The sequence below is a fragment of the Clostridium mobile genome (genome assembly GCF_018918285.1).
Lineage (GTDB): Bacteria > Bacillota > Clostridia > Clostridiales > Clostridiaceae > Clostridium_AW > Clostridium_AW mobile.
The window spans coordinates 571,864-584,572 of record NZ_JAHLQF010000002.1 but is presented as its reverse complement, the minus strand read 5'-3'; the positions used below and the strand labels follow the sequence as shown (position 1 = coordinate 584,572).

The following is a 12,709-nucleotide window of genomic DNA, read 5'->3' as shown; positions in this document are numbered from 1 at the left end:
TTGAACTATATATCATTAACATTACATTTTTGTTATATAAATTTGATTATTTTAATTTTAAGTTTCTATTATATTTTTTAAAATTAAATAGTGCAAGAACCTCTTGCACTATTAATCCTTTTGTATTAATATTTCATTTTTCTTTAATCATTTAATGATAATTCAGATTTAAATATTATCACAGCATTTCCAGAAACCTTAACTTCAACAGGTTCTTCGTCTTCTATTTTTACCTCAACTTCAATAATGCCTGGTCGTTTTATAGCTTCACCTTGCTTAGCCTTAAATTTGAACAAAGAATTATTATGTTTAACAAGATTATGACGAACAAGATATGCACCCAAAGGACCATTTGCGTTGCCAGTAACAGGGTCCTCATTAATGCCTATTGCTGGTGCAAACATTCTGCCCTGTATTAAAATATCACTATCCTGTGAATTAACCACAAAAACATAATATCCATTACATTTAATAATCTTACTCAATCTAGAAAGCGCATCGTAGTCTGGCTCTAATGTATTTAGAGTTTCAATGCTTTTTATACCAACCATAACCTTAGAATGACCTGTTGAAACAATCTGAATTTCATAGTTTTCCAGCAAGTCATTATTTCCTATATTAAGAGCCGCCAAAAGTTCTTTTTTATTTTCTCCATCAATAGTTGCACCAAACTCAATTTTACCCTGAGTCATAACAATTTTATAATCCTCATTTTCTTTTATTATATCTACAGGTAAAATTCCAGCACCTGTTTTATGATAAACCCTTGAAGTATCTAGTCCATTTTCAACTGCACGAGCATAATGAGCTCCAATAGTAGCATGTCCACAGATCGGAACTTCATTTGTTGGAGTAAAGAATCTTACATAAGCATCATACTCATTGCTATTTGAAGAAAAGATAAAAGCTGTCTCAGAATTATTAAGTTCCCTAGCTATTTTCTGCATTTCATCCTCAGTTAATCCATCTGCATTGGTTATTACTCCTGCTGGATTTCCTGTGAATTTTTCATTTGTAAATGAATCAATTTGATATAAATTATATTTTTTCATAATGATTTCCCCCTAAATATATTATGAATCTATAGATTAGAATCTATTCCCTTAGTTTTTGGTAATTAATATCCAGGTATTATATAATTAATTATAGTTTTCTTGGAATGCACATACAAGTAGGCATTTTACTATTGACCCTTCTACTTCTTTGCAGTATGATAAGTATCAAAAGTATGATATTTGTTCTAAAGTATGACTTAGCATTCATGTAAAGGAGGGATAGCAGCATGGAAAATGATAATAACAAAGCATCTGATAATAAACATGAAGGTAAGTACATGAGCTCAGTAAAGGTTGGGGCAAAGGGCCAGATTGTAATTCCAAAGGAGGCACGAGACTTATTTGGAATCAAACCGGGTGACACATTGCTTTTACTTGCAGATGTAGACCGTGGAATCGCCATTCAAAGCTTTGACGCATTTGAACATTTTGCCAATGAGGTTTTTCGTGTAAAAGAAAATCCTGTGGAGGCTGAAGATTAATATCTAACAACTGAACTTTAAGAAAATACGCTGGATGATGGATCAACAAAGAAGGAGAATCCCCTTAATCATAGAATTCTCCTTCTTTATTATTAATGAAAGCAAAAATTTTTAGTAATATTTCATTGCAGTCCCAAACTCTTTATTTATTCTATATTTTAATACTTCGCTTCTCTTTGCTAAGAATTCTTTGAACTGCATATTTTCCGGTAATTGCTGCCCCTGGAAGTCCACCAGGTGGGCTTATCCATTGACCTGCTAAGATTACATTATCAAGCCCTTTAATATAAGCAGATGGATAAGGAATTTTGGCACTATGCTTTGTAATCATAAATGCTTGATTATAGCCTTTATATGCATTGCAATAACGCTTATATGTCATAGGTGTCCAAATATCCAAAATCCTTAACTTATCTTTATATTCTGGGAATCTTTCTTCTACTTTTCTTAAAATTATATTTCCAACTTCTTCTTTTTTAGCGCCATATTTAGATTTATCCTTATAGAGTTCTACCCAGTAATCATATGATTCCTCTGTAAGACCTAATAAGGTCTGAACTATCTGCTTACCATCAGGGGCAAAATCCGGCTCATAGGCAAAGGATTTAATGGTAAGTCTATCATTTACCCATGGGGCAAATTGTGAATCACTAAAGTCAATGTTCCTCTCTGACCCAACTGCATCTACATCACTATTAACTGCAAAAGCAACCTGAAACATTCCATAGACAGGATATGCTTTCCTATTTTCATACATTTCTTTCATCAGCGGCTCCATATAGGATTCATCCAATAAATGTCCAAAGGTATAATCTGTATCACAAGCACAAATAATGTAATCTCCCTGAATCTCTGTTCCGTCTGCCAACTGAATTCCTGTGGCTTTTCCATTCTCTAATATCACTTTTTCTACACTAGCATTGGTAAATACTTTACCACCTAAACTCTTATATTTTTCTTCCATACGAAATGCCATGGCCCTTGAACCACCTCTTGGTATGCCACCATCTCCACTTATAAAATTACCATAGGCCATAGGAAATGAACTTGCTAAAGATTCTTTTGTAACAAAATCAGTAATCATACATCTTATCAGCGGATGCTTAAATTTATTTATCAAATCTGTAGTATCTATACCAGCATAGGCTTTAAAAACAGCCATTGTATCCTTCATGGTTACTCCCATCTTAATCATATCAATGGGATTCATCAATTCTGATGGCTTTCCTGCTGGAATTTCTACCTTCTCTGACATTTTTACAAATTTCATAAGATCTTTAATTTCTTCTTCATCCTCAGGCGATAATGCAATAAGCTCTTCTTTAGTACGTTCTAAGTCTCTCCAAAGGGTAATTTTTTCTCCGTTTAACTCGGATGTATACATTCTATCCGAAGTAATAACTTCTACTCCATCGTCAATAGCACCTACTGTCTTCCAAATTTTATTAAGCTCCGTACCCTCAGTAGTACCCATAAGCCAATGAATACAGTTATCAATATGATATCCTTCTCTATCCCATCCGGTACACTCACCGCCTACAATGCTGTGTTTTTCATATATTTCAGATTGAAAACCTGCCTTCCGTGCGTACACACCTGCTGTAAGACCACTAATACCAGCACCTACAATTACTACCTTTTTCATTGACATATATCCCCCTCTTTTAGTATTACTTTTTATTGTAATTTACAACTAGTATAACTTGTTATACTTATAATACATTTTTGCTCTATCTATGTCAATATAATTTCTCATAAATGATGTAAGGAATAAAGGCATAAAAATAGCTCTTACCTGTATTCTCTATACAAGCAAGAGCCTATTGTTACTTTTATCATATATATTTATAGACTTAATATATTAACTATTGCCTTTGTATTTAGCTTAATTAAATACGCGAAAAATATTATTAAGCCATATCGCAATCCGCAAATTGCGCATGGTAAAGCTGTTCGTAATATCCCTTCTTCTCTATCAGCTCATCGTGGGTTCCCTTCTCCACAATATTTCCATTACTCATTACCAAGATTAAATCTGCATTTTTAATTGTAGACAATCTGTGGGCGATTACAAAGGAAGTTCTTCCCTTCATAATATTTTTCATGGCATCCTGGAGCTTTTGTTCTAACCTTGTGTCCACGGAGCTAGTAGCCTCATCCAAAATCATGATTGGTGGATCACAAAGTACGGAACGTGCTATTGTTAAAAGCTGTTTTTCTCCCTGGGAGATATTGCTTGCCTCTTCATTTAGTACCATGTTGTAGCCATCAGGCAGCGTAGTAATGAAGTGGTGGACATTTGCCACCTTTGCAGCACGGATAATCTCTTCTTCACTGGCGCCTTCTTTTCCATAGGCAATATTTTCTTTAATACTTCCCTTAAAGAGCCAGGTGTCCTGGAGAACCATTCCGAATTTTGCTCTTAAGTCATCGCGTTTCATATGACGAATATCCACGCCATCTATCTTAATGGAGCCACCGGTGACATCATAAAATCTCATCAGTAGATTTATCAATGTGGTTTTTCCTACACCAGTAGGCCCTACTATTGCAACCATTTGACCACTTTTCACTTCCACATTCAGGTCGTGAAGTAAAGGTTTCTCCTTTGTATAAGAGAAGGCCACATCTTCAAAGGACACATTGCCCTGAACTTCTTCATATGGTTTTATTGTATCTACTTCTTCCAATTCTACTGTTTCATCTACTTCTTCCTCTTCATCTAAGAATTCAAAAACTCTGTGAATTGCCGCTACAGAGGACTGAATTGCTCCAGATAGCTGAGTTATCTGAGACATAGGTTGGTTTACCTGCCAAATATAACGGATAAATGCCTGAAGCTGTCCTACAGTTATGGTTCCCGCTATGGCATAAAATGTACCTGCAATAGCTACACAAGCAATTCCAATATAAGTTACAAAAGTTACCAGCGGAGACATTAAACCGCTGATGAACTGAGCTTTAAAACCACTTTCGCACAGTTCTTCATTGGCATTCATAAGTTCACTCAATGTATCTTCCTGTTTGCCGAATAATTTAATTTCATTAAAACCAGTAAACTTCTCCTGAACAATACCGTTTAAATCTCCTAAAGCATTCTGCTGCTTTTGAAATATAGGCTGAGATTTTTTTACAATCACCTTGGATATGATAACAGAAACTCCGATAATCGCCACCGCAGACAGTGCCATTACCCATTGAATCTTAAACATCATATATACCGCAAGGCTTAAACCTAAGACAGCATTTAAAATCTGGGCAAAGCTTTGCTGAAGAGCATTGGAAATGGTCTCCATATCATTAGATACACGGCTCAGAGTATCTCCCAGAGCATTTCTATCAAAATATGAAATAGGAAGTCTTCTGATTTTACCTTGTACGTCATTTCTCAAATCCACCATAGCGCTTTGGATTGCATCGGTCAACAAGAACTGGTAAGCACAGTTACTTAAAGCCCCTGCCACATAAACACATATTAGAGTCAAGATAATTCTATTAATTTTTGTAAAATCCACCCGTCGTCCTCCCATAATATCGGAAAATAACTGAGTGGTAATATTACCTTCTAAAGTCGGGCTTAATGCTATCAAACAGGAAGCCACAATAATTAATAATATTGCTAATATGATCTTTATCATATATTTTTTCAAATAGGGAATCAAACGTTTAATACCAGTATTTTTCTTTTTCATCGTTCTAATTCCTCCTTTGACATCTGGCTAGCCGCTATCTCATAATAAATTTCGCAGTCTTTTAATAGCTGTTCATGAGTTCCCATACCAACCACTTTTCCTTCGTTTAGTACAATAATTTTCGTAGCATCCATAATGGAGGATACCCTCTGAGCTACAATCAGGGTAATAGCATCTGTAGTCTCACTTTTTAATTTTTTTCTCAATTTGGCATCTGTTTTAAAATCCAGTGCGGAAAAGGAATCGTCAAATATATAGATGTCCGGCCTTCTTACAACGGCCCTTGCAATGCTCAGCCTCTGTTTTTGTCCGCCGGATACGTTGCTTCCTCCCTCTTCTATCATTTCCTCAAACCGATTTGGCTTATCTGCAATAAATTCATAAGCCTGAGCAACTTTGGCGCTGTGCTCTATTTCAGATTGTACAGCATCATGTTTTCCATAGCGTATATTTTCATTGATACTGCCAGAAAACAGTAGAGCTTTTTGGGGGATGAAACCAATCTTTTCACGCAGTGACATTAAATCGTATTCCCTAACATCTACTCCATCTACTTTAATGCTGCCTTCACTTATATCATAGAATCTAGGAATCAAATTTATTAATGTACTTTTACCGCTACCGGTACTTCCAATAAAGGCCACAGTGTCACCTTTTCTTGCCTTAAAACTTATCTCATGTAACACAGGCACCTCACCATCAGGATACTTAAAAGTTACATGATCGAATTCTAATGTTCCGCTTTCATCTCCATGGATTACTGCATTTTCCGGATTTTGAATAATCGGTTCTTCTTCTAGCAGCTCCTGGATACGTCTGGCACTGATTTCTGCACGGGGATACATAACGAATGCCATAGAAAACAGCATCATAGAAAACATAGCATGGAACATATATTCTTGGAATGCCACTAATTTTCCTACCTGTAGTGTGCCTGCATCAATCATACGGCTAGATAGGATAAATACAATGACAATTCCCATATTTAATAGCAGAAAAAAAGCTGGCTGCGTAACAGACATCAGCTTAAACAACTTTTTCGCATTAGATGCATAATCTTCGTTGGCTTCAGAAAATCTTTTAGTTTCATATCGGTCTTTCCTGAATGCACGTATAACTCTAACTCCAGTTAAATTCTCCCTTGTAATACGATTTAACCTGTCCATTCCCTCCTGTTGCCTAGTGCTAATTGGGTTACTAGTCTTAGCGATGAGATATACTCCAAAGCACATGATGGGAATGCATCCTCCGATTACCATAGACAAAGTGGTGCTTGTCTTTATTACCATAAACATGCTGATTATAATCATCACCGGTGTTAAAAGCACCATTCTAAGTAGAATATTAATAAACTGCATGAGAATAAAAGCGTCATTGGTTGTTCTGGTAATCATACTAGATACACCGAATTTATTATATTCTGTATGAGAAAATTCCTGTGATTTTTTGAAAATGTCGTTTCTGATATCTCTTGTAATTGACGTACTAACCTTGGAGCTACAATAGGCCAATACAATATTTCCAATACCACCTATAATGGCAACCGTCAGAATTAAAACACCTAACTTATAAATATAAGCTTTATCGTTCAATACAATGCCTCGGTCTATCATATTGGAGACAATTGTAGGAATTCCAAGTTCTGCTGCAGCAAATCCCAACACTCCTAGAATGTTGAAGAATACATATAACTTGTAGTTTTTTAAATACTTTAAAATTAACTTCATATTCAACCCTCTCTTGTCAGTGATCTTTTCTAAAATCAGTACTTGCGTTCCCCGTGAATACATAATATGATAAACTATAATGTTACCTTATAGTCAAGAGGAAATTTAAAATTCACCTATCGAAAATTGATCTTTCTAGTCACATCATATCATTAGCTTGTCTCACTTCTCAAGTTCATAGATGATTATGTATCAAAGTTGTTCATATTTAATTCTAAAATTGCAAATAAAAAAATCGGTATTTAATTATCTATATTGATAATATTAAAATACCGATTTGTATTTATATTATTTGTTTTTCTTCTCTAATTATTCTTCTAATACTATGCTCAGTAAGGTAGTATTGCCTAGCAAGTTCTTTAATAGATATTCCTTGATTGTATAAATCAAAAATCTCTCTATTTCTTTCCTTCAAACTATCTTTTGCACCACTATTCTCTCCCCAAGCTTTCTTATTCTCACATTTTACAGGTATATATAAATACCCACCCTCTATATACTCTTGAATTAATTCAATTACATCTTCTGGCAATATATTTTGTGCCTTTTCATATTTCATAATCCTTGCTCCTATCTACTTTTAATCTGTAAATAATGAAGCAAAGACCACACAAAACAATTATAATATTTTAATCTAAACTTCTCTAATGAAGTCCGGCTCTGAACAAAGCTTTGTTTCCTTTGTTTCATGTAGTCTTCGCGCAGAGCCTAAGTGAGCAGTATATTTTGTTGTTGATCTCATACATAGTCCTCCTATCAATTTAAATTTATATTACTGAACTGATTCTAGAGTAATTTTATCATATATATTTATAAAGTAAAGATATACGACTTTTATATAATAAGAACACTTAAACAATTAAAGCATATTTTAAAATTATAGTTATATTAGAAAAACAAGGCTTTCAAGTTCCTCCAAGAGCAATCATTAAGACTAAAGATCAAATTGAAGGCATAAGAAAAAGCACTAAAATCAATACTTGCTTTCCCCGTGAATATATAATACGATAAACTATAATGTTACCTTATAGTCAAGAGGAGATTTCAAAAATGCAAGAAACATATTTTACTACCGGAGAATTTGCTAAGATGTGCAACGTTGAAAAGCATGTTTTGTTTCACTACGATGACATTGGCCTGTTCAAACCGGAAATCATCAAGAAAAATGGCTACCGTTATTACTCTTATCATCAGTATTTTACCTTCTCTGTTATTACCAACCTAAAAAAACTGGGAATGTCTTTAAAGGACATAAAAATCTATCTTGAACAGCGTGACCCTTCCATGTTCTTAGATTTACTAGAGGAAAAAAGTAAACAGGTAGCTGAAAAAATAAAATATTTTCAAGAGATACAGGAAATGATTGAAAACATGAAAGCCATGACCACGGAAGGGATAAACATCCACAATAACGTCTACCTAGAATCCCTACCTTCAGAGATTATTCTCCCATCCAATAATATGGAAAACTCACCGAATAAGACTTTTGCCAACTTTATGCAGGAATATATTAAATTCTGTAATGACCTAGGAATTACGGTGCAAGAATCCGTAGGCAGCATCATATCGGTGAACAACCTGCGCAAGAATAATTTCACAAATCTTTCTCACCTGTATATTAGAACTAAATCCTTTCTGCCTGGAAAAACAACAATCCGTAAGCCGGGAATATATCTATGTGGATACTTTGAAGGTGAATACGATGACTTATGCCATGCTTATAAAAAGATGTTAAATTACGCCGATGATAATGGAATTGTCCTTGGGGATTACTCTTATGAGGAGTATTTAATTTCTGATATTGCCCAGAAAGATCAGAAACATTATATTACGAAGCTTATGATAGAGACTTTAGAAGATGAAAATGACTCAACATAGTGCAGACATCTGCAATATGTTGAGTCATTTATTTCTTTACCTTTTATCTATCTATAACCTTTTCTTGTTCTCTTTGCAAAACTAAGTTACATAAAGTCATATAAAAATCTTGTTCTTCTTTTGTTTTCGCATTTCTAAATAGATTTTTTAATTGACTATGTGTATTATTATATACTAAAATATTTAAATAATAAACCAACTCTCTTTTAATTTTTATTCTCCAAATGATACAATCATTTATTCTTTTATATATTCCATAATAAAGGCTGTGCCTTGTCCACCTAAAGTCATGAAAATATTTTTTTCTTCTTTTATTGCTTTATAGCCTACTTTTTCATAGAGTTTTTTCGCATTTAAATTCGAAGCTAACACTTCAAGTATAAATTTATCGTAATCTTCATTTTGGTGAATATATCTCATTAAGGTTTCTCCAATGCCTTTTCTCTGCTGCCTAGAACTAACACCTAAAAAGTCAATATACCCTTCTCTATTTGACTTAACTAACACCTTACACATTATTTTTTCTATTTGCCAAGCAAATATCTTTCCTTTTATCTTTCCAAAATTCTTTTGAAAGGGTTCCTTATCTATTTTCATTGCACGTCCATCTAGAGAAGAGCAGGATACAAAACCTATAACCTCATCCCCCTCTAAATAAACATAACACTTATCTTTGACAAATGAATTGCCAAAGCTAGTTGCAAGTAAGTCTATATCTTCCGTAAATCCTTTAAACATGTGCCCAAAGCACTCTCCAAAAACTTTAGTTACACCTTCTAAGTATTTACTCTCTAAATCACTTAACCTCTCAATACTATACCCCATAATATCACCCTTCTATTTTTTATTTTTCCTAACTTTTATGCCATTCACTATATCACCCACTGTATCTTTTAACATTTCTATAATTTTTTCATCTGTCAGCTCTGAGGCAAAGGATTCATTTGTAGCCATTATACATAATCCTACTTGAAAAACTCTCATTTTCATCAAAATATCTTTAAGTTCTTCTTCTGTAAATATTTTAAGTTCTTCATCCTCTTTCATTGCCTCAATAATATTATGCATAACTTGACTATCATAACTCTCCATATAGATATTACTTCTTACAATTAAATCTTTAAAAATAACGCTATATTCCTTTGCAAATTTAACGCTGGCAATTCCTATATTAAGAAACTTATCTCCTGTGTCTTGCTTTAATATTATTTCATTGCTGATTTGAGATATCTTAGAAATTACTTCTCCTTTTAGCTCCTCTACATCTTTAAAGTTTACATATATAGGTGCAATTGAACTCCCTAATTTTGTTGCAATCTTTCTTATTGTAATCCCATCCATTCCCTCTTCTTTTGCAATTTGAAATGCAGCCTCTATTATTTCTTCCTTTAAAAATTTATTCTTAGGTGGCATTTTATTTCCCCCTTATTATATTATATATCACTTGATATATATCATTGTATATTTTATTTTGGTAAATATCAACATTTATTTCAGCAAAATAAAATAGGACGTCATAACGTCCTATCCACAAATAATTACTTCTTTATAAATAAATCTTTTACTTTTAATCTATTGGCTTTTATTTGCTTATACTCGCTCATACTTTGGTGGCAAATTCCTCTTGTGTTTATTATACTCATGCTTCAACTTAATTTTCTCATCTATTTCTTTATCTCCACAGCTTCCATTTTCTATATACTCATTAACTTGTTGATAGGTGAAGCCTAACTTTTCCTCATCAGATTTTCCGCTCAACCCATCATTTGGAGTTTTATGAACCAACTCATAAGGTAACCCTAAAACATCTCCTATTGCTACCACCTCTTCAGTAGTTAGATTTCCTATAGGATTAAAGTCATAGGCATTATCACCCCATTTTGTTGTATATCCTACAAAGCCCTCTGACTTATTTCCAGTACCACATACCCTATAGTACATGTTAGCTGCAATTGCATACAAAGTAGTCATTCTAAGTCTCGGAGGAATATTAACTTTAGCATCAATAGATAAATTATTTTCTTGAATAGCTTCCAATAATCCATTATAGGCTTTTTCTATATTAACTATTTTATAATTAATTCCAAGAATATCTACAACCCTTAAGCTGTCAGCTATATCCTTCTGCTCACCATTGGGCATTAACACACCAAATACTCTTTCTTTTCCTAAAGCTTCAACTAATAACTTAGATGCTACGGAGCTATCCTTTCCACCGCTAATTCCAATAATAGCTCCCTTAGCATTAGGTTGAGCTTTAAAATATTCCCTAATCCAATTTATAATATTTTTACATTCCTTTTCTGCATTAAAATCTTTCCTCACTTTTTACCCCTCCACTGAAAATCTAAAGATAATTTCTCATATTATGATGATATTATCTAAAATCTTATTAGAATATTATTAAAACCTTCCGTGTAATCTATTTCTTATTTCACATAATGAATAATCTTTTATCAATTTACCATCCTTAAATACAATTTCTAGCAGATTATCCTTACATTCTGCTTGCTCTTTTAAAGTTAATTCATCCTTATATAAAATATCTTGCCCTTCCCTATACACATAACACATTCCTTTTTGTGACTTTTTAAAGTTATCTTTATCCGTTTTAGGAGCTTTGAATATAAACTTTTCTTCACCATCTATCACTGCATGAGTAGCCTTTAGAGCAAATCCAAAAGTATCTCTAGTATTGTATTGGTAGGTGTATGAGCCTATACCAAACACACAGTTATTTACTGCAAAACCCTTTTCCTCTAAGCCTCTACAGATTTGTTTACACCTTTCTACAGTTATGCTGTCTCCATAAATTGTCCCTATTCTACTATTTAGAACTTTATATCCCTTTGAATTGATTTCTCCACCGAATATATCCCATAGTAACTCAACAGTTCCCTTGTATTCCTCACTATCTTTTGGTGCGTTCTTATCTCCACAAATTATTTTTACCGGATCTCCACTATCCCCTCTAATAACAATTTTTCCATCTCTATTTATAATATCTTCTTTCAACCTTGGAAGTATGTCTGTTATAACATTCCAATAATCATAGGTGTCAGATACTATACTCAAAACTCCACTTGGGAATACTTCAGTGATCAATCTCTTATAGGCTGCAAGCTCATCCTCTCCGTAACTGCACATTACACTGTGTTCTGTAGAAGGTGTTCCTAGTCCAACTATTTCCTCTTCTATATTACAATTATAATATTCCTCTAAATAGCTAATAGCAGGTATTGTTGCCGTTCCTACAAATGAAAGCAGGTGTGCTGCACCACTAAGCTCCGCACTTTCCACAGAGCTAAAACCTCTCATGCTAAAATCTCCACAAGCTTTTTTTATATCACCCTTTTCTACAGTAAGGTTAAAATACTTTTCTACTATTTCTCTGTACCTATATGCAATAGTGGCACTAGTCATTGGCTGCCATATATTACAACTCATAAAGGTTTCTAAATAATTCACTAGCCAAGCAAAATCCTCATGGGTATTAGTAATTTCAATCATTGGGGTTTTAATGTTTACTCTCAAGCCTTCTGCTACAGCTTTAATTTGTATTGGCAAATACCCTAAGTGGTGCAAAGCTTCAATATGCTTTGTATCTGCTGCCATATTTCCCATGGTTTTAGATATAATTCTTTTATACTCAGAAACCACAGCCTTCTTATCCTTCTTGAAGAAATTTTCATTAAAGTACTGAATTAAATACTTCTTTATAAAAGGCTGTAGCCCAAACATAACAACTTTATCCATATCATCTTTTCGGGACATCCTTGGAGTCCAATAGCTTACCAATTTAGTGATTCCCGGTACATAGCACATATGATGAATTGTTTTATAAAAATCCGTTAATAACAATGGGTTTATCATAA

12 protein-coding genes are annotated in these 12,709 nt (G+C 33.6%); 2 read left to right on the top strand and 10 right to left on the bottom strand.

The features are described 5' to 3' along the window. Window positions 1-143 precede the first annotated feature (143 nt). A complete protein-coding gene (locus KQI86_RS08945) occupies window positions 144-1,055 on the bottom strand; it encodes a PhzF family isomerase (RefSeq protein WP_216439538.1) in 912 nt (303 codons plus the stop codon). Window positions 1,056-1,282: 227 nt separating this feature from the next. Here KQI86_RS08945 and KQI86_RS08940 point away from each other — a divergent pair, with 227 nt between their 5' ends. Next, a complete protein-coding gene (locus tag KQI86_RS08940) occupies window positions 1,283-1,537 on the top strand; it encodes an AbrB/MazE/SpoVT family DNA-binding domain-containing protein (RefSeq protein WP_216438928.1) in 255 nt (84 codons plus the stop codon). A 151-nt stretch (window positions 1,538-1,688) separates the two neighbouring features. Here the strand turns inward: KQI86_RS08940 and KQI86_RS08935 are convergent, their stop codons facing one another. From KQI86_RS08935 to KQI86_RS08920, 4 genes are all read right to left on the bottom strand, one after another. Further along, window positions 1,689-3,182, bottom strand: coding sequence for a phytoene desaturase family protein (locus KQI86_RS08935; protein WP_216438927.1), 1,494 nt, complete (start codon window positions 3,180-3,182; stop codon window positions 1,689-1,691). Window positions 3,183-3,447: 265 nt separating this feature from the next. Beyond that, window positions 3,448-5,229, bottom strand: a complete 1,782-nt coding sequence (locus KQI86_RS08930; RefSeq protein WP_216438926.1) for an ABC transporter ATP-binding protein — start codon at window positions 5,227-5,229, stop codon at window positions 3,448-3,450. Continuing rightward, entirely contained in the window at window positions 5,226-6,956 is a 1,731-nt protein-coding gene (locus KQI86_RS08925) for an ABC transporter ATP-binding protein (RefSeq protein WP_216438925.1), read from the bottom strand. Before KQI86_RS08925 ends, KQI86_RS08930 begins: the two co-directional genes overlap by 4 nt. A 283-nt stretch (window positions 6,957-7,239) precedes the next feature. Beyond that, a complete protein-coding gene (locus tag KQI86_RS08920; protein ID WP_216438924.1) occupies window positions 7,240-7,515 on the bottom strand; it encodes a CD3324 family protein in 276 nt (91 codons plus the stop codon). A 491-nt stretch (window positions 7,516-8,006) separates the two neighbouring features. Between KQI86_RS08920 and KQI86_RS08915 the strand changes: the two genes are divergently transcribed. Then, entirely contained in the window at window positions 8,007-8,834 is an 828-nt protein-coding gene (locus KQI86_RS08915; protein WP_216438923.1) for a MerR family transcriptional regulator, read from the top strand. A gap of 43 nt (window positions 8,835-8,877) precedes the next feature. Here KQI86_RS08915 and KQI86_RS08910 read toward each other — a convergent pair whose 3' ends face one another. From KQI86_RS08910 to KQI86_RS08890, 5 genes are all read right to left on the bottom strand, one after another. Continuing rightward, window positions 8,878-9,033, bottom strand: a complete 156-nt coding sequence (locus KQI86_RS08910) for a hypothetical protein (RefSeq protein ID WP_216438922.1) — start codon at window positions 9,031-9,033, stop codon at window positions 8,878-8,880. Window positions 9,034-9,071: 38 nt separating this feature from the next. Then, the gene (locus KQI86_RS08905; RefSeq protein ID WP_216438921.1) at window positions 9,072-9,659 is read right to left on the bottom strand and encodes a GNAT family N-acetyltransferase; all 588 of its coding nucleotides are present in this window, start codon (window positions 9,657-9,659) and stop codon (window positions 9,072-9,074) included. A gap of 12 nt (window positions 9,660-9,671) precedes the next feature. Next, the gene (locus KQI86_RS08900) at window positions 9,672-10,247 is read right to left on the bottom strand and encodes a TetR/AcrR family transcriptional regulator (protein ID WP_216438920.1); all 576 of its coding nucleotides are present in this window, start codon (window positions 10,245-10,247) and stop codon (window positions 9,672-9,674) included. Between the two features lie 177 nt (window positions 10,248-10,424). Beyond that, window positions 10,425-11,159: an NAD(+) synthase gene (nadE, locus tag KQI86_RS08895; protein WP_216438919.1), complete on the bottom strand. Its 735-nt coding sequence runs from the start codon at window positions 11,157-11,159 to the stop codon at window positions 10,425-10,427. Window positions 11,160-11,237: 78 nt separating this feature from the next. After that, a complete protein-coding gene (locus KQI86_RS08890; protein WP_216438918.1) occupies window positions 11,238-12,707 on the bottom strand; it encodes a nicotinate phosphoribosyltransferase in 1,470 nt (489 codons plus the stop codon). Window positions 12,708-12,709 lie beyond the last annotated feature (2 nt).